This is a genomic window from Streptomyces sp. NPDC007095, assembly GCF_040634475.1.
In the GTDB taxonomy this organism is placed as follows: Bacteria; Actinomycetota; Actinomycetes; order Streptomycetales; family Streptomycetaceae; genus Streptomyces.
On sequence record NZ_JBEYFS010000076.1, the window covers coordinates 1 to 15,372 of the forward strand.

Here is a 15,372-nt window from a genome sequence, read left to right on the forward strand (position 1 = left end):
GGCCGGGTGACCCCGACACCCGTCCCGCACGGGCCCGCAGCGCCCCGAGTGCGGAGCGCGCGCAGTAGTCGCCGCGCCCGGCGACCGACAGACCCCCGTGCGGGTCGGGAAACTCCCCGGCCCGGCCCGCACGGGCCCCGCCTTCCCCGAGCGCGGAGCGCTCCCCGCCCCCAGGGAAGCGCGGAGCGCGCCCGCCCGGCCCTGCCGCGTAGCGGCAGAGCAACGCGTCTGCGGAGCAGACCGCGCGCCCAGAACAGCCGCGCCCCGACGCGCGCCAGCCCCACCGCCCACCGCCCTGCCCGCGAGGAGAGAAGCCGAGATGCAGTTCACCGAAGGCCAGTACGTCTCCTGGGAGGTCCGGGGCAGCGTGACAACCGTTCAGCTCACCGTTGTCACCGCCCACCGCATCGCCTACCGGAGCGCCGACGACTACGTGGACGCCGTGGAATCCACCGTCTTCCGCTCGCTTGCCGAGCAGATCGCCGACTGGCGCCCCGCCACGGCGGAGGAGAGCGCCGGGTTCGAGGCCAGGTTCCGCCCCGGCCCCGAGAACTGGAACTGACCACCACCACCGCCGCACCCCGACGCCCCCGCCGGCCTTTCGCTGACCGCCTCTCGCCAAGGAGCCATGCACCATGCCCGCACGCCCCGAGCTCATCCGCCCCGACGAGGCCTCCACCGAGGCCGCCATGGGCCGCACCCTGGACGCGTTGGCCGCCGTGTTCCAGGCACTCGGCCCCGGTGAACACGCGCTGAGCATCGTGTCCATGCGGACCGACGGCGCCCAGCTCTCGCGCACAGCCGATCTCTCCCTTGCGACGGACCCCATGCGCATAGCGGTCCTGGACGAGGACGCCTACGACGAAGTGGCCATGCTGCTGGTGTTCGCGCTGGAGGGCAGCACCGTCACGGGCGCCGTGCTGATAGCCACCACGTCCGCCGAGCCAGGCCCCCGCGCGTGCGGCTGGACCGTGCGTGCCGGGTGGTTGTACCCCATGGACACGGCCGAGCTTCGCGCCGCCGTCACACCCTGCCCCGGCAGCTCCGCCGTAGACCGCGAGGTCTACCCCGCGCCAGCACTCATCGACCCGACCGGCATGGACGAGGAGAGCGACCGTGGCTGACACGCCCGCCGTCACCGCGGACCCCGCCGACATCCCCGCCCGCGAGCCGCTCCCCGGTATCCCGCTCATTGCCCACCGCATCCCCGCATGTGGGATCGCGGGCCCGTACATCCACATGGACCAGGCCGACATCCACGCGCGGTACGCCCAGGTAGCGGGCCGGGCAGGAGACTACCCCGCCAGAACCGCAGGGTTCGGCCGCCAGACAGAGGGTCAGGGGCTGGACAACTTCCTACGCGGAAACCTCAACTTCTGGCTGTCGAGCGAGGCACGGATGACGGACGACGGAGTCATCCGCTACCGCCAGACCCGCAACCACTCCACCGCCACGTTCATCCCCGACAAGACCTCCGGAATCCTGATCAACCGGCCGGACGATCAGGTTGCGGCCGCCGCCTACCGCGTCACGGGGCCGAACGGCACCACGCAGGTGTGGCGAGGCCGAGCCGTCCGCGATGCCATCGCCAGGTGCCGCCGGAAGCCCGTTGTCGGCTGGCCCGCAGGGTGGGCCCACCTCATGCCCGACGCGTCCGTCCGGTTCGACCCCGGAGGGTTTCCGTGGAGCACCCCGGACATCTACACCGCCGAACCGGCCGACGAGCCCGACACGTGGGGCGCACCGTGCGCCGAGTGCGCATACCCGGAATCCGAGCACGACCTCTCCCGCCTGTGGCCCCGCTCCCGGGCCGACGGCACCGGCTGCACCTGTTGGGCCTACACCCCGCAGACGTAGCCCCACCCGCCCCGTGCGTCTCCCCAACTCCCCAGGGGAGGCGCACGGCCCCCAGGCCAGCACGCCACTGGCCGCAGTCTGTCTCCCCGCGCCCGCATCCCTCCCCTTCGTCGGGCGCGGGGAGACCGAAACCGCCCACCGCCACAACCTGAAGGAGCCGTCATGCCCACCGACCGCACGCACACGTTCAACTGGACGCATCCGCCGTTCGACGAGGACGAGAACGAACCGATCTCCGGAAGCCTGCTGCTCACTGTGGCGCAGGGGGCCGTCTCGCTGCTCGGCGACCAGTGGGGCGCCGCCGAAGGCCCCGGAGGCCGCACCGGGCACCTGCGCACCGATCACACGGTATTCACCATCGGAGTGTGTGAGGCCGGAGACGTCTTCCTGCGCAACGACAAGATCGGCGACGTCATGCACCTGCCGCACGTCAACGCGAACAGCAGCCCCGACGACATCGCGGAGCAGGTGGCCGAGTACGTCGGCGACCTGTACTGACCTCCCCCGCCGCCCCGTGCGGCCCGGCCACCACGCCGGGCCGCACGGGGGCGCAGCGCATCGCCCGCCGCCTCGACCACCACCAGGAGCAGCCGCCCATGAACCCGAGCCTGACCGTCGAGACGCCCGCCGGCACTGTGCACGCCACCGCCCGGCCCCGCGAGAGTGACTCCGTCGTGTTCGACCTTGGCGGAGCGATGCGCGGGAGCGTCCACGTCACCGGCACCCACCACGTGCGGCACTGGGACCAGTTCACCGCCGTCCGCGCCTGTCTGGGTCCCGTCAACGCCTTCCAGGACACCGCGCCCGCCGAGGCGCTCCCGCGGCTCGCCCGCAGCCGCACCGGCTACCGGGGCAGCCTCACCCTCTACCGTGACGCGCCCGCCGACCGCCCGCAGGTGTCCGTATACCCGATGGAGTCGGACGCCGGACACGAGCCGTCGCCCAAGACAGCGGCGACACTCACGGCCGTACTGCGCGCCTGCGCCGAACACGTCGAGCAGCGCAAGGACTTCCCCCAGATCCTCACCGCCTCCCGCGAGCGCGACACCCCCGCCCTGCTGCGGTTCCTCACGTGGTCGGCCGACTACCACCGGGTGGCAGCCGCCCGCCTGGAAGGCGAGGCCCGCGCGTCGCGGCCCGCACTGCGCGCCGCGGTGACCGCCTGGTGGACCGTCGCGCGATGGTTCACCGCCCAGCCCCACCCCGTCCTGTTGCTCATGCTCACCAACAGGGACGGATCGTTGGCCCGCAGCGTCGACGTCCAGGAGTGGCTGGGCCCCTACTGCCTCACCGAAGCCGCAGGCGAACACGACCGCGCCCGCAACGCCGAGGCCGAAGCCGCCTCCCTGCGCACCCAGCAGCGGACCCGGCGCACTGTCCGCCGCCCGCAGACCACTACGCCCCACAGCGCACGGATGGAGATCGCATGACCCTGCGCTGGCTCATGACCCTCGGAGAGCGCACCCGCCCCGACACCCCCACCTACGCCGAATGCCCGCCACCGGGCGAAGCCCGCGCCGCCGCCCTGGTCGACGACTGCGGACAGCTCTTCCCCATACTCCGGAACTGGCGACGGCAGTTCGAGAGCGACCTGACCGCATGGGCCGCACAGGTCGAAGTCGACGACATCGAGCACCTCCCCCGCCACGTGACCGAGGACTGGGGCCCAGAGCTCCGGCTCGACACCGTGCCGGGCGGATACGTGGTGGTATCCGACTACCGGGACCACGAACAGCCCGCTACCAACACACTCCAGCACCAGGCCCAGCGCCCTGCCCTGGACGCGGCGCTGGGGGCGCACCCGTAAGTGCGCAGTTCAGGGGTGGGTTCACACCCCTCAGGAATATACTATTATTGGTTATGCGGGAGGGGATCCCCCACCCCTCTCCCGCAACCCGGCGCCATCCGACCGAGCGCCCGATACCGAGGCCACGGCCTCTCACCTCGCCGTCCGGCCGAGCAGGCCGCGCCCCCAGTCGGCTACTCCGTCCCAGCCCAGGAGAGCTCACATGGCCCACGCATCCGCCCAGTTGATCGGCGACCGCTCCCACCAGTGCGACGCCACCGCCACCTACACCCACAACGGAGCCCGCGCGTACGTCCTGTGCGACGGCATCGGTTCCAGCGACGCGGTACGCGCCTGGACCCTCACCGCCGCCCGACGCGTCGCCCGAGCCGCTGCTCGTCACGCCGACGCCGACGCCGAGGCCGGCCTGCGAGCCGTCTACGACAGCTACGCCGCCGAACCCGAGCGCAGCGACCAGTACGCGGATGTGCCCAATGCGTGTGCGGCCGTTGCCGTCACCGCCCCCGGCGAGCCGCTGACCATCGCATGGTGCGGAGACGTCCGCGCCTACGTCCTCACCCCCAGCGGCACCCTCCAGTGCCTCACCGCCGACCACAACATGCGGCGCGTCTTCCGGGGCAGCCGCAACCTCGTGACGTCCTACCTGGGGGCCACGGAGTCCGACGACCAGAGGAAAGCCCGGTACGGACACCCCGTAATCGAGACCGCCACCGGCCCCGCGAAGGCCTGCCGCCTGCTGCTCGCCAGCGACGGCGCGTACGAGCCCCTCGAGGACTCCGCCCGCAACCTCGCCAACTACCTGGGCGGGAACCCCAAGCAGGCCGCAACGGACGTCGTCACAGCCGCCGTCGAGCACGCCGGAAGCTACGCCGACAACGCGACCGTTCTGGTTGCCGACCTCCCCGCAGCGGGCTCGCGGGAGTGAGTTCGCGCAGTTCGGGGGTGGGTTCACACATAGCCAATATTCACTATTATTGATATAGCGGGAGGGGGACCCCTCACTCCATCCCCCTCCCGCACCCACCGACCCGAGGAGCATCGATGCTGGAGCAGTTCCGGTTCACCCGCAACCGTGCATCGCTCGGCTACCGGGTCCTTGACCGGCAGGACCGGAACACCTGCTACGGCGTCGTGTGGCACTCGCGCGACGGCTCGGACTGGGTCGCGGAGTATCCCGGTCACACCCCCGGCAATGGCGGCGGCATCCCCGGATTCGCCAGCCGCGAGCAGGCAGCGCGCTTCCTGTACCGCTACCTCAGGCCCCAGTCATCCGGCCGCCGCCCCTGACCGGCCACCCACCAGTGAAAGGGATCGCAACATGGCCACGTTCGGCCACATCACCCGCGAGCGCTGCGCCCAGTTGGGCCACGCCCTCACCGCCGCCGGCCTCGCCTGGGCGAACAACGGCAACCAGGACCGTCCCGAGCTGCTCACGTACACCGTCACCGATCCCTACGGGCGCCGCTGGACCGTCGACCCGGCCACCACCAACCAGATCGCCCCGTCTGTTGCCCGGCGTTGAAAATGCCGACGAAGGCGGCGTTCACGGTGCCGACGAGCGGTGATGGCGACGCCCCGCCGGTGAGTGTTCCGGCGGGGTGGTCGTCGGCAAGGTGTCGTTTTCGTCGGCGAGGTGCCGGTGCTTCAAGGCTGCGCGATGCATGAGTCGTCAGGAGGCGGCAGGGCCACCTGAGGCCTGCCCGTCGTCCTGGTGACCGTGCGATGCAAGGGGGTCAAGAACGCAACGACGAACAGGCCGAAGAGGGTGATGGGAAGCAGAGGCAGTAGCTTCACAGGGTCGTCCTGCAGCCAATGCCGGTTGCCCCACCAGTTCGCGAAGACATCGGTGACTATCACGGCACTTGCCAGCCAGACCCCTTCCCGCCGTACGAGTCCCACCAGCACGGCAACCAGCGGATCGAGGATCGCCAGGCTGACGAAGAACACCTGCAGGGGAACCTGCGGAAACGACGCGTAGGCATGGATGCCGTCACGGGCCACATCGAGAATGTGGACGCAGGCTCCTTCGAGGAATCCGATCACGTGCACCGCGAGAACCCATCTCGTCCACAACGGCTGCCCGCCCCATCGTTCCCGCAGTTCAAAGCCCACCGGGCAACCCTAGAGCTTCGGCGTGGCCAAGAGATCGTCGGGAGGGCCTTCTGCATGCCCTCTCATCGGCAAGGTGTCGCCGCCAACCAACGGTCGTCACTCACTGGCATGCATCCGAAACCGTCCGCACACAGCATGCCGTCAACTCGCCCCCGATGTCGGCATCTTGAGTGGCGTTGAACACCCGTCCAGGCCGGCGAGCCTGTGGCAGGCCGTATGCACGGACCCGTTCCACCGCAGCCCCGTCATGTCCGCGCGGGCGGTCGCCGCGCGCATCCGTGACTTCCCCGCCGAGCAGTACTCGGCAGCGCCCACCGCCCCGCGGAGCTCCCCAGCCGCCAGCCTGAAGGAGTGAGCCTCCCGTCATGCCGCAGGAGATGACCGCACAGGAGCAGTTCGACGCGTTCGCCGACGAAGTCGCACGGAAGCTGGGCACACACTACTGCCGCACCGCCCCCAACGACGAGTACGTGCGCGGTCTGGCGCGGCTCATCATCGACGACGAGGGACGCGCCCTGAACCTGTGCCAGCCCGACGACCGGCAGCCCGTCCGCCTGAAGGTCTACGCGGCCCTTCCGGACGACTCCGAGCTCCAGGCCCCGTCAATCGGAGTCACGACCAGCAGCGCCCAGCACGTCGCACGGGAGATCACCCGGCGGCTGTACCCACTGCACACCGAGATCTCCCAAGTGGCTGCCCAGCTCACCGCGCAGAAGGAGGCCGAGGCCCGCGATCGCCGCGCCGTGGCCGAGGCCTTGGCCGAAGCGCTCCCCGGCGCCCGGGTCCAGGAGCAGCACCGCCGCACAGACGTGTACTGGCAGCGCGCTCCCCAGCCGCAGGGCCAGCCCGGGCCCCGTCCAGGTCGACAACGTACGCGCCGTCATCGGAGCTTCGGGAGAAGACGTGAGCGTCGAAGTGTCCGGCCGCCCCCAAGGGATCGTCGCCATGCTGGCCGCCTTCGCCGAGCAATACGGACGAGTACCCCGACCACCGTGACCGGGTCCGCTACCTCAACACCCGCCCCAAGCGCGCTGCTGCGATGGCCGACATCGCTCACTGGCGCAGCTTCCTCGACCGCGACGAGGACGACCTCAGCCCCGTGCTCGCCGTGGTCGCGGACGAGACGTTCTACAAGTACGGGCCGGACATGACCGAGGAACAGGAAGCCGGGTTCCTCGACGGCACGCTGGAGGTCTACGGCGTCGGAATCCTGCGCCCCTACGCTCCACCGCACCGGCGCCGCGGGCAGTTCTACGCGGCCGAGGAGACGTTCACCTGGGGACTGATCGCACCCGCAGGCCTGGAAGGCATCTACACCCAGCAGGCACCCGAACCGCTGGCCGCGCACGCCCCGCAGCTCTGACCCCCGCACGGACCATCCGGCCCTTTCACTCTCCACGCACGGAGCGTTTATGCAGGTCAGGGGTGGGTTCACACACCAGATATATACACTATTATTTAGTTACCGGGGGCTCGGGTGCTTCCCCAACACCCCGCCCGCCGAGGGCAGATCCCCGGCCCCTCCACCCATTCCAGCCTCAGGAATTGCCATGCTGCGAACGCCGCTCCGCGCCCTGCGCCGGTCCCTGCTCCGCCTGACCGTCCGTCCGCTCACTGCCGGAACGCCGGATCTGCCGCCCACCGCCAGCGATGCGCTCGGTGACGACGTCACCGCAGCCGAGGCCGTCACGTACAACCGCGTCCGCGTCGCGACGGCCACAGCCGTGGCCCTTTACCGCAGCGGCCACAGACTTCCCCTCCGGAACGATCAGCTGGACGACGCCGTGCGCGCCCTGCACTTCCCGTACTCCGTCCCCAGCCCCGCAACGCGCGCCGCCATCCGCGCCACCCTCGGGGTCCTGGAAGCCGATCCCACGATCAACGTCAGCCGCTGACCACCTGTCCCATTCGCATCTGCGGGCCGCCCGGCCGGGCGGCCCGCAGGGAAGGAGATCCGGTGTTCCTGGTCGTCCCCGACCCCGCCCACGGACTCGTCGCCGCCCCGCAGTCGCCCGACGACCTCACACCCGACACCAGAGAAGCCCTCACCGTCCAGGGATTCACCTGGGACAGCAACATCGAGGCCTACACCCGACAGACCGGCCACGGGCCCGACGACGTGGACCACACCGCCGACTCGCTGCGCGCCCGGGGCCACTACGTCTTCTCCGCGTACAGGCCGCTGCCCAAGCGCTGAGAACACCGCGCCCTCCTGGCGGGGCGGCTGTCCCTCCCCTCAGCCACAGTTCCGCTACACAGCGGCCTCACGTCCCAGCCTCGAGATCCGCGCCGCTCTCGCCATGCTGGAAGCCAATCCCACCATCACCGTCATCTGACCCAGCGCGCCGGTTTCCCGCCCCACCGCCAAAAGGAACCGGCGCCGGAGGTCGGGATCGGGAGGATGACGTACGCTGCGATCGTACGACGAGCCCACGGGGACCCGGCGTCGGTCGGCGACTGAGCGCATCGGAGGCGATTGCCCTGCTCACGCTGGATCTGCATCCGATCTTCCGCAACAATCGCGACATCGATGTCGCTCTGCGGCAGACCCTCTTCAAGGCCGCCGCCACTGGGATCGACGTCGTGCAGATCATCCCGGGCAAGGGGACAGGCCAGCTGAAGAAGCGGGTGCTGGCCGTTCTGGCCCAGAAGCACATCAAAAAGCTCTACGTCCGCGTGGAGACGGATGCGACCAACGCCGGCCGGGTCCTGGTCCACCTCCGATGACTCCGCCGGCCGACGCGACGGGCACCGTGCGTTGGTGGAGCCGCGGAGGTCACACGGGGCCAGCGATCGTCACGGGGTGGCAGGCCACGGCTTCGGCCCGCCACTGGAGCGGCCAGATCCTCCGAGGCAACGGCGGGGTGGGCTGAGCGCTACGACCGGCAGCGGGGCATGCCGCGCCTGCCGCTCCTTGGGGTGCCGGAACCGGTCCAGGAACCCTTGGCCGTCGAAGTCCCAACGGACACTGTGACAAGGCGCTTTGCAGCTCGAAGTGATCACGGGCTCGGACTGCATGGCGGTGCGCGTGCTCTACCTCGTCTTCCTCCGACTCCTCGGCCTGCTCCTGCTGTGGTCACGGTCGGAGCAGGCCAAGGATGCCGAACTGCTCGCCCTGCGCCACGAGGTCGCGGTCCTGCGCCGCCAGCTCGGCACCCGCCCGCGCCTTTCCTGGCCGGACCGCCTGGTACTCGCCGCCCTCGCCCAGCGCCTACCGAGCTGGCTACGCCGGCACCGCCTGGTCACCCCCGGCACTCTGCTCGCCTGGCACCGCCGACTGCTGCTATGGAAGTAGAAGCAGAAACCCGCGCGCACCGGACGCCCACCGCTCTCCGAAGAGCTCACCGCCCTCATCCTTCGCCTGGCCCACGAGAACCCCACCCGGGGCCACACCCGCATTCAAGGTGAGCTCCGCCGCCTCGGCCACCGCGTCGGCGCATCCACCGTGCGCCGCGTCCTGCGTAGCGCCGGCCTCGGCCCGGCACCCCGCCGGAGCCCCAACACAGGGCCGACGTGGCGCGCGTTCCTGCGCGCCCAGGCCTCCGGCCTGCTTGCCGCGGACTTCTTCCACGTCGACACCGTGACCCTGAAACAGCTGTACGTGTTCTTCGCCATGGAGGTCGGCACCCGCACCGTGCATATCCTCGGCGCCACCGCCCACCCCACCGCCGTCTGGGCCACCCAACTCGCCAGGAATCTTCTCGCCGACCTCGGCGAGCGCGCCTCGGGCTTCCGCTACCTTCTGCGCGACCGCGACAGCCGGTACGTCGAAGCGTTCGACGCGGTCTTCACCGCCGACGGCATCGAGATCCTCAAGAGCGCCCCCAGGCGCCAGATGAACGCCCACGCCGTGGCTGTGCCCGTTTCTTCGGGTTCTGGCTCAGGTTGTGTGGTGAGGGCACGCTGAGTAACCGGTTGGGGATGGAAGCCCAGGCTGGCTAGGCTCTCGTCATGAGCGGTCCGGTGTTAGTGATTGAGTTGGCGGAGCCCGTCCCACCCGTATCCATCCAGCGGCTCCGGGAACTCCTTGTCCGTTCCTCATCTCACTTTGAGGAGAAGCGGGTCGGCGAGTACGACCTGAACATTCACGCGGAGAGCCTCGGCATCGCCGAAACCGGGGGCATCGACGGACGCCGGCCTGTCATGGTCTCTCTCATGGGGCCCAGCGTCGGCGATGAAGGCAACGTCGAGGCCGAGCACGCCGACGAAGTCGACCAGGAACCCCTCATCGGCTTCACCCCGACCCACGCCGTCGACGTCACAGCGTTCTGCAACAGGCCGGTCGACCACGTCGTCACGGCCTTGCTGACCGCTGCTGTCATGGACGTGATCAGTGGCGTCGCCAATGCCGAACTTCTTGAGGATCAAGTCCCGATCGTGACCGGCCTTCCAGGGGTCATCGCGACGATGACGGACCCGTGGCCTGCCGCCTACGGTTCAGCGGAATTCCTCAGAGCGTGGGCTCGGCAGCCCGGCTTCCGGCTCCTTAAGTAGCCGCGGGCCAGCTAGTTTTTGGGCCAGAAGCACACGTTTGCGTAACAGGGTGAAGCCGGCGCGGCCGAACATCTGACGCTTGAGCATCTTGATCCGGTTGACATGGCCTTCGACGACTCCGGAGTTCCACGGCAGGGTCAGACCAGCGATCACTGCATCGCGGTCGCGGTCGATACCTGCGGCAAGGGTGTGAAGGCTCGGGAGGTTGTTCTGTCTCACGGCGTCGAGCCACTCCGGTAGTCGCTCGCCCTGGCGCTCGGTGAGCATGGTCGCGAAGGACCGGACGTGCCTGGTGAGGGCGTCGATCTCGGGGCAGTTGGCCCGGACGCTCTTCAGGTGGAGTTGCTCGGCATCGGACAGGTTTTCCGGGCGGCGCAGAACCCATCCGGCGACGGCCCGGGGTGAGGGCGGCCGAGCTGTCACGGGTCGTGGCGAGGTGCGCTTCTGGCGGAGGTAGGCGCGAACGCGCTGGTAGCTGCCCTGGTAGCCGAGTGGGACGATCTCTTCCCATAGTTTCCAGGCGTTGGTGCAGCCCTCGTTCCAGCGGTCGTCGAGGTAGGTCTTGTACTCGTCGAGGACGGAGGTCCGGGCCTGCCACTGACCGTTGAAGAGGTCTTCCGGCTTGGCGGCGTCCGCGTACCGCTTGACGGTTCGGCTCGTCATGCCGAGCTGCCGCTGGATCGCGCGACGGCTGTGCCCTGCCTCCACCAGGGCATGGACGGTGGCGTGAACGGTTCGGGTTCGGTCGGCGAACCGGTGGCCGGTCGGCCATGGCGAACCGGATGACTCCTCGGCAGGGTCGGGCTCCGCCTCGGTCGTTTCAGGGGTCTCAGGGACCAGGACGTGCAGGCACTGGCGGTGCTGGGCGATGCTCCGCTCAGCGGCCTCGCTGAGGTTGTGCCAGAGATGCCACCGGTCCGCGACCTGCACGGCCTGCGGTGCACCGGCGGTGGCGCCCTCGGCGAAGAACGACGCGCGGTCTCGGCATACGACCTCGATTCCGGGCCGTTCGGCCAGCCATGCGGCCAGGCTCGACGAGTCCCGGTCGGGCAGCAGGTCGACCGGCCGGCGGGTCTCGACGTCCACGAGGACGGTGCCGTAGTTCCGGCCTTTGCGGGTGGCGTACTCGTCGACGCCGACCACTCGTGGGGCGGGCACCTCCGGCTCGGGAAGTGCGTCGACCAACCGCAGGACTGTACTGCGGCTGATCGGCACGCCGACGACGTGGGCCAGGCGGGCGCCGGCCCGGCCCGCGAGGGCGAGACCGATCGCAGCCAAGGTCGAGCGCAACCGCTCGGTCCGCTGGCCGTGCTTTCGGGTCAGACCGGGTATCTGCTCGACGAACGTGTGACGTCCACACTCGGCGTTCCGGCAGGTGAACCGGCGGACCCGCAGCTGGAGTACGACGCTTCGTCCCGCACTCGGAACATCAGCGGGAAACCGCAGGTAGGAGCCGTGAACCCGGCAGGACCACGTTCCGCAACCCGGACACGAGGCACCCGCGGCGGTGCACTGCACACCAACACGCACTATCGCGATGTTCACGTCCACCGACAGCACCGCGACGTCGTCGATCGACGGGAACAGCAGCTCCTCTAGTCGGAGCAAGGCCTCTTTCACAGTCCCGAACTGTCAGGTCAGTCACTCCTGCCACTGCTCGTTTTGAGGCAACTTCCGGAGGCTCAAAGGAAGTTCAGCGGTCACTCACCGTGCACGGGCCACACAACCTGAACCAGAACCGAGATTGGACAGCAGATGTTCATGACTTGGGCGGCAGCACAGCACACCGAGCATTCGAACGCTGACTGAGCCACCTGCCGCCGTCAGAGACGACGGTCAGCACACGCGTGCGCTGCGTTGCTCCTCCACGGCGGTGGCCGGTGCTGTTCCCACGAGGATGAGAAAACACGTTGGCTTGCCGGGGTGGACCTCGGGGCCGCGCGGAGCGTATCCCGCGTGGTGCTCCGGCTCCCCGCCGGCTGGGGCGCCCGCACCCAGACGCTGTCCCTGCAGGCCGGCGCGGACGGCTCCACCCTCACCACCGTGAAGGCCGCAGCCGCCTACGCCTTCGACCCGGCGGCGGACAACACCGTCACCCTCACCTTGCCCGCCACCGTCCAGCGCTGGTTCCGGCTGACGGTCACGGCCAACAGCGGCTGGCCGGCCGGTCAGCTCTCGGAGTTCGAGGTCCGGAGTTCGTAGCACCAGACCCGGCTGCGCGCGGGGCGGTGCGCGCGCGCGGCGCTGCCCCGGGCAATCATGCTGGTGATCGAGAAGCGTCCCGCCTTACGCCGTGGAGGATGACCCGTGTCGAAGCCGCCCCTGCCCGAAGCCGCCGTCGCCATGCTGGAGAAAGCCAACCCCGCCGTCATCTGCACGCTGCGCCGGGACGGCCAGCCGGTGTCCGCGGCCACCTGGTACCTGTGGGACGACGGGCGTGTGCTCATCAACATGGACGAGGGGCGCGTCCGGCTCCAGCACGTGCGCAACGACCCCAGGGTCTCGCTCACCGTGCTCGACGAGGGCGGCTGGTACACCCATGTGACCATCATCGGCCGCGTCGTCGACCTGCAGGAGGACACCGACCTGTCCGGCATCGACCGGCTGTCCCGCCAGTACCTGGGCAAGGACTACGGGCAGCGCGACCGGCGCCGCTACAGCGCGTGGATCGAGATCGACCGCTGGCACGGATGGGGTGCGCTGAAGGACAATGAGCAGCCCGGCTGACGCGGCCGCGGATCCATACGCGGATCCGTGCGCCCTGACCGCCGTACGACATACGGCGGTCAGGGCGCACGCGGTGCTCCCCGCCGCCGCCGGCGTGCAGCCCTGGTTGTCGATTCCCGCCTCGGGCGGCATGTCTCAAGGCGTCCTCGCCGACGACCCGCTCCCGCCGCACCCCAATTGCCCGTTCCGGGCCGACCGGGGAACCCTTCAGCACACCTTGGTCCGGCTGCCAGCCGTTCGCAGCCCGTGGATGCGCACGATCCTCAAGAAGCTCGCCCAGGGCGGATCGGCCAGCCTGTTCTGATCGCCTGGCAATCGAACAGCGCCAGACTCTCCTGCCTCCCCAACCGGTTACTCAGCGTGCCCTCACCACACAACCTGAGCCAGAACCTTTCTTCGGGAGTCGTTTGGTGGTGACTTCGGGAGTCACCCAGGGAGGTGTCAGCTTGATCAATGTCAGTGACTTTTGATGTCGCTCGGCACGCTAGGGTGCCGCAACTGCGGGGCATTTAGGCGGTTTGCCCTCTTGGAGCGAGTGTGCTGCGTAGACGGTCGTGGGGTACCTCGCTCCCCCGCCGGCGGCACTGCGTAGGGTTGGGATTCCGGACGGATCATGGGGGACTTGTGAGTCTGAAGAACGCTTACTTGGAGACCGCCGCGCAGGCCGTAGCGTTGCTGGACGCGCCGGAAGTGGCCGCCTCGTGGGAGAAACCCAGCGCGTTGGCGCAGTGGACGGTCGGCGGTCTGGCCGGCCACCTCGCCTATCAGATTTTCAGCGTGGATCCGGCGCTGGAAGGACCCGCCTCTGAGCAGGAACCCATCCCAGTGCTGGAACACTACGCGCGGGCCGTGTGGATCGACGCGCCGCTCGACGGCGAGATCAGCTCTGGAATTCGAGCGAAGGGTGAAGGCATCTCGTCCGAAGGCGTGCGGCGGCTGGTCGAGCGGGTCCATGACGCACTCGACCAGCAGCGAACCAGCCTTGACGAGGTGCGTGGCGGCTGGGTGGTGTTCATGCCGCAAACAGGGTGGGCGCTGAGCCTGGATGACTTCCTCGTGACCCGGATGGTCGAGCTCGCTGTGCATATGGATGACCTGGCGGTCAGCGTGGGCCTCAGCGCGCCGGATCTCCCCGGCACGGCCCTCGATCCCGTGGTTGCGCTGCTGACCGGGCTTGCCGTCCGGCGCCATGGCCAAGCGGCCCTGCTGCGTGCCCTGACTCGCACGGAGCGGGCACCAGCTGAGATCAACGTGTTCTGAACGTGCGTCAGCCCGCGTCAGCCCGTTCGGCCTGGGCTTTGGTGTGGGCGAGGCGGTAGGACTCGGTGCCGGTCTGGATGATGGCGCCGTTGAAGGTCAGCCGGTCGACGATCGCCGCGCAGAGCCGCGGATCGGTGAACGTCTTTGTCCAGCCGCTGAAACTTTCGTTCGAAGCGATGGCGACACTGTTCTTCTCCCAACGCCAAGCTCTACGGCAAGAAGACCCTCCTGGAGATGTTCGACCCCACCGAGGCGCGGGAGCGGGCCTGCCTGAAGGCCTTCGAGCGCGAGCTCGACATGCCGTGGGCGCTGTACCGCGTCCGTCGCCTGTTCCTGCTGTCCGGCGACGGCGGGCACCGAAGCCCCTATTGCCGCAAGGCCGCGAAGGACCCGCAAGCTGCCCGACCTGACCCGTGCAGCGGCTGCGCCGATACCCTGGACTCGCACAAGGTTCCTACCGCTGCGGCGGTGGCTGGCCTGGCCCTGCGCCGCGGCTGCTGCACCCGCACCGAGCGCGACGACGGCACCATCCGCTAAGCGGCGCACGGCCAGCACTTCAAGGGCGTCCCGGCAGCAAGAACACGCTGAGGCGCCCGCATCGGAACTCCTCGAATGGTCTGGGCAGTTCAGCCTTGTCGCATGGCTACAGCGTGATACGCCCGGTCAGCCACCATTCGAGGTACTTGGCGAGATTCGGCGCGACCCAGGTACGGCTGTCATCCTCGTGGTTCCACACGAAGACATCGGGTCGGCGGATTGTCGGAAGGAGTGCGAAGAGGTCGCCGTTTCCTGCATCTGCGAAGAAGAGCAGGGGATCGAAGGGCATGTAGAGCGTGGCGAGTTCGGCGCCCTCGCGCATGGTGAGGTTCTCGGAGACGATCCGCTCCGCCGACCAGATCAGACCGGCTCCATACTCGCCCTCGATGCCGTTGCTCTCACGGAGAAGAGCGGCGAGGTCCTCAGACAGCGGATGGCGGAGGACAGTGGCGCATCTGCGCAGCGATGCTTCCGAGGCCGCGGGCTGAAAGGCTGTCGGCCCGGGCAGGGCAGTAGCCAGCTCGGTCCACACGATTGGTTCACCCTCCAAGAGTCGGGCCAGCCCCCGAGCGCGGAGC

The 15,372-nt window shown here is 69.2% G+C and carries 24 protein-coding genes and 3 pseudogenes; 21 read left to right on the forward strand and 6 right to left on the reverse strand.

Annotated elements, in window-relative coordinates:
- A partial coding sequence (locus tag ABZ656_RS25315; RefSeq protein WP_360270641.1) for a hypothetical protein occupies positions 1-223 on the reverse strand: 223 nt, incomplete at its 3' end.
- A gap of 96 nt (positions 224-319) precedes the next feature.
- Here ABZ656_RS25315 and ABZ656_RS25320 point away from each other — a divergent pair.
- The 9 genes from ABZ656_RS25320 (at position 320) to ABZ656_RS25360 (ending at position 5,186) form a co-directional block, all read left to right on the forward strand.
- Positions 320-562 carry a hypothetical protein gene (locus ABZ656_RS25320; protein ID WP_360270643.1) on the forward strand — a complete coding sequence of 81 codons (243 nt, stop codon included), beginning with the start codon at positions 320-322 and terminating at the stop codon, positions 560-562.
- 73 nt (positions 563-635) lie between these two features.
- Positions 636-1,124: a hypothetical protein gene (locus ABZ656_RS25325; protein ID WP_360270645.1), complete on the forward strand. Its 489-nt coding sequence runs from the start codon at positions 636-638 to the stop codon at positions 1,122-1,124.
- Complete coding sequence (locus tag ABZ656_RS25330) at positions 1,117-1,857, forward strand: hypothetical protein (protein ID WP_360270647.1); 741 nt, start codon at positions 1,117-1,119, stop codon at positions 1,855-1,857. The genes ABZ656_RS25325 and ABZ656_RS25330 overlap by 8 nt, the downstream gene beginning before the upstream one ends.
- Before the next feature lie 162 nt (positions 1,858-2,019).
- The gene (locus ABZ656_RS25335; protein ID WP_360270649.1) at positions 2,020-2,355 is read left to right on the forward strand and encodes a hypothetical protein; all 336 of its coding nucleotides are present in this window, start codon (positions 2,020-2,022) and stop codon (positions 2,353-2,355) included.
- A gap of 98 nt (positions 2,356-2,453) precedes the next feature.
- Entirely contained in the window at positions 2,454-3,287 is an 834-nt protein-coding gene (locus tag ABZ656_RS25340; protein WP_360270651.1) for a hypothetical protein, read from the forward strand.
- Positions 3,284-3,664 (forward strand): hypothetical protein, encoded by a 381-nt coding sequence (locus ABZ656_RS25345; protein ID WP_360270653.1) that lies wholly within the window; start codon positions 3,284-3,286, stop codon positions 3,662-3,664. Before ABZ656_RS25340 ends, ABZ656_RS25345 begins: the two co-directional genes overlap by 4 nt.
- Positions 3,665-3,866: 202 nt before the next feature.
- Positions 3,867-4,589: a protein phosphatase 2C domain-containing protein gene (locus tag ABZ656_RS25350; RefSeq protein ID WP_360270655.1), complete on the forward strand. Its 723-nt coding sequence runs from the start codon at positions 3,867-3,869 to the stop codon at positions 4,587-4,589.
- Positions 4,590-4,705: 116 nt separating this feature from the next.
- Entirely contained in the window at positions 4,706-4,951 is a 246-nt protein-coding gene (locus tag ABZ656_RS25355) for a hypothetical protein (protein WP_360270657.1), read from the forward strand.
- Between the two features lie 31 nt (positions 4,952-4,982).
- Positions 4,983-5,186: a hypothetical protein gene (locus ABZ656_RS25360; RefSeq protein ID WP_360270659.1), complete on the forward strand. Its 204-nt coding sequence runs from the start codon at positions 4,983-4,985 to the stop codon at positions 5,184-5,186.
- A gap of 122 nt (positions 5,187-5,308) precedes the next feature.
- On the opposite strand, the gene ABZ656_RS25365 is transcribed toward ABZ656_RS25360, so the two are convergent.
- Together ABZ656_RS25365 and ABZ656_RS25370 are read right to left on the reverse strand one after the other, a co-directional pair.
- Complete coding sequence (locus tag ABZ656_RS25365; protein WP_360270661.1) at positions 5,309-5,776, reverse strand: hypothetical protein; 468 nt, start codon at positions 5,774-5,776, stop codon at positions 5,309-5,311.
- Between the two features lie 602 nt (positions 5,777-6,378).
- The gene (locus ABZ656_RS25370) at positions 6,379-6,723 is read right to left on the reverse strand and encodes a hypothetical protein (protein ID WP_360270663.1); all 345 of its coding nucleotides are present in this window, start codon (positions 6,721-6,723) and stop codon (positions 6,379-6,381) included.
- Positions 6,724-6,815: 92 nt separating this feature from the next.
- On the opposite strand from ABZ656_RS25370, the gene ABZ656_RS25375 reads away from it, so the two are divergent.
- From ABZ656_RS25375 to ABZ656_RS25405, 7 genes and pseudogenes are all read left to right on the forward strand, one after another.
- On the forward strand, positions 6,816-7,139 hold the full coding sequence (locus ABZ656_RS25375; RefSeq protein ID WP_360270665.1) for a hypothetical protein: 324 nt from the start codon (positions 6,816-6,818) through the stop codon (positions 7,137-7,139).
- Positions 7,140-7,326: 187 nt separating this feature from the next.
- The gene (locus ABZ656_RS25380; protein ID WP_316738674.1) at positions 7,327-7,671 is read left to right on the forward strand and encodes a hypothetical protein; all 345 of its coding nucleotides are present in this window, start codon (positions 7,327-7,329) and stop codon (positions 7,669-7,671) included.
- A 62-nt stretch (positions 7,672-7,733) separates the two neighbouring features.
- Positions 7,734-7,973, forward strand: a complete 240-nt coding sequence (locus ABZ656_RS25385; protein WP_360270667.1) for a hypothetical protein — start codon at positions 7,734-7,736, stop codon at positions 7,971-7,973.
- Between the two features lie 299 nt (positions 7,974-8,272).
- A complete protein-coding gene (locus ABZ656_RS25390; RefSeq protein WP_316738854.1) occupies positions 8,273-8,503 on the forward strand; it encodes a Smr/MutS family protein in 231 nt (76 codons plus the stop codon).
- A gap of 256 nt (positions 8,504-8,759) precedes the next feature.
- Positions 8,760-9,071: an integrase gene (locus ABZ656_RS25395; protein ID WP_360270669.1), complete on the forward strand. Its 312-nt coding sequence runs from the start codon at positions 8,760-8,762 to the stop codon at positions 9,069-9,071.
- Between the two features lie 48 nt (positions 9,072-9,119).
- Positions 9,120-9,683: pseudogene (locus ABZ656_RS25400) on the forward strand (integrase); the annotation flags it as partial.
- Between the two features lie 44 nt (positions 9,684-9,727).
- A complete protein-coding gene (locus ABZ656_RS25405; protein ID WP_360270671.1) occupies positions 9,728-10,270 on the forward strand; it encodes a DUF6368 family protein in 543 nt (180 codons plus the stop codon).
- Here the strand turns inward: ABZ656_RS25405 and ABZ656_RS25410 are convergent.
- Positions 10,214-11,878, reverse strand: coding sequence for an ISL3 family transposase (locus tag ABZ656_RS25410; protein WP_360270673.1), 1,665 nt, complete (start codon positions 11,876-11,878; stop codon positions 10,214-10,216). The two genes, ABZ656_RS25405 and ABZ656_RS25410, sit on opposite strands and share 57 nt — an antisense overlap.
- A 249-nt stretch (positions 11,879-12,127) precedes the next feature.
- Between ABZ656_RS25410 and ABZ656_RS25415 the strand changes: the two genes are divergently transcribed.
- From ABZ656_RS25415 to ABZ656_RS25430, 4 genes and pseudogenes are all read left to right on the forward strand, one after another.
- Positions 12,128-12,472, forward strand: a complete 345-nt coding sequence (locus ABZ656_RS25415; RefSeq protein WP_360270675.1) for a discoidin domain-containing protein — start codon at positions 12,128-12,130, stop codon at positions 12,470-12,472.
- A gap of 105 nt (positions 12,473-12,577) precedes the next feature.
- Positions 12,578-12,997: a PPOX class F420-dependent oxidoreductase gene (locus ABZ656_RS25420; RefSeq protein WP_266708683.1), complete on the forward strand. Its 420-nt coding sequence runs from the start codon at positions 12,578-12,580 to the stop codon at positions 12,995-12,997.
- Positions 12,998-13,094: 97 nt separating this feature from the next.
- Positions 13,095-13,301 (forward strand): annotated as a pseudogene (locus ABZ656_RS25425) (hypothetical protein); the annotation flags it as partial.
- A gap of 320 nt (positions 13,302-13,621) precedes the next feature.
- The gene (locus ABZ656_RS25430) at positions 13,622-14,257 is read left to right on the forward strand and encodes a maleylpyruvate isomerase N-terminal domain-containing protein (protein ID WP_360270677.1); all 636 of its coding nucleotides are present in this window, start codon (positions 13,622-13,624) and stop codon (positions 14,255-14,257) included.
- 7 nt (positions 14,258-14,264) lie between these two features.
- Here the strand turns inward: ABZ656_RS25430 and ABZ656_RS25435 are convergent.
- A pseudogene (locus ABZ656_RS25435) lies at positions 14,265-14,453 on the reverse strand (ATP-binding protein); the annotation flags it as partial.
- 38 nt (positions 14,454-14,491) lie between these two features.
- On the opposite strand from ABZ656_RS25435, the gene ABZ656_RS25440 reads away from it, so the two are divergent.
- Positions 14,492-14,794: a hypothetical protein gene (locus ABZ656_RS25440; RefSeq protein WP_360270679.1), complete on the forward strand. Its 303-nt coding sequence runs from the start codon at positions 14,492-14,494 to the stop codon at positions 14,792-14,794.
- A gap of 106 nt (positions 14,795-14,900) precedes the next feature.
- Here the strand turns inward: ABZ656_RS25440 and ABZ656_RS25445 are convergent, their stop codons facing one another.
- A complete protein-coding gene (locus ABZ656_RS25445; RefSeq protein WP_360270681.1) occupies positions 14,901-15,326 on the reverse strand; it encodes an SMI1/KNR4 family protein in 426 nt (141 codons plus the stop codon).
- Positions 15,327-15,372: the final 46 nt, after the last annotated feature.

Coding starts and splice junctions, on each gene's coding strand:
- ABZ656_RS25320 (WP_360270643.1), top strand. CDS start 320: ATGCAGTTCACCGAAGGCCAGTACGTCTCCTGGGAGGTCCGGGGCAGC.
- ABZ656_RS25325 (WP_360270645.1), top strand. CDS start 636: ATGCCCGCACGCCCCGAGCTCATCCGCCCCGACGAGGCCTCCACCGAG.
- ABZ656_RS25335 (WP_360270649.1), top strand. CDS start 2,020: ATGCCCACCGACCGCACGCACACGTTCAACTGGACGCATCCGCCGTTC.
- ABZ656_RS25340 (WP_360270651.1), top strand. CDS start 2,454: ATGAACCCGAGCCTGACCGTCGAGACGCCCGCCGGCACTGTGCACGCC.
- ABZ656_RS25345 (WP_360270653.1), top strand. CDS start 3,284: ATGACCCTGCGCTGGCTCATGACCCTCGGAGAGCGCACCCGCCCCGAC.
- ABZ656_RS25350 (WP_360270655.1), top strand. CDS start 3,867: ATGGCCCACGCATCCGCCCAGTTGATCGGCGACCGCTCCCACCAGTGC.
- ABZ656_RS25355 (WP_360270657.1), top strand. CDS start 4,706: ATGCTGGAGCAGTTCCGGTTCACCCGCAACCGTGCATCGCTCGGCTAC.
- ABZ656_RS25360 (WP_360270659.1), top strand. CDS start 4,983: ATGGCCACGTTCGGCCACATCACCCGCGAGCGCTGCGCCCAGTTGGGC.
- ABZ656_RS25370 (WP_360270663.1), bottom strand. CDS start 6,723: ATGGCGACGATCCCTTGGGGGCGGCCGGACACTTCGACGCTCACGTCT.
- ABZ656_RS25375 (WP_360270665.1), top strand. CDS start 6,816: ATGGCCGACATCGCTCACTGGCGCAGCTTCCTCGACCGCGACGAGGAC.
- ABZ656_RS25380 (WP_316738674.1), top strand. CDS start 7,327: ATGCTGCGAACGCCGCTCCGCGCCCTGCGCCGGTCCCTGCTCCGCCTG.
- ABZ656_RS25405 (WP_360270671.1), top strand. CDS start 9,728: ATGAGCGGTCCGGTGTTAGTGATTGAGTTGGCGGAGCCCGTCCCACCC.
- ABZ656_RS25440 (WP_360270679.1), top strand. CDS start 14,492: ATGTTCGACCCCACCGAGGCGCGGGAGCGGGCCTGCCTGAAGGCCTTC.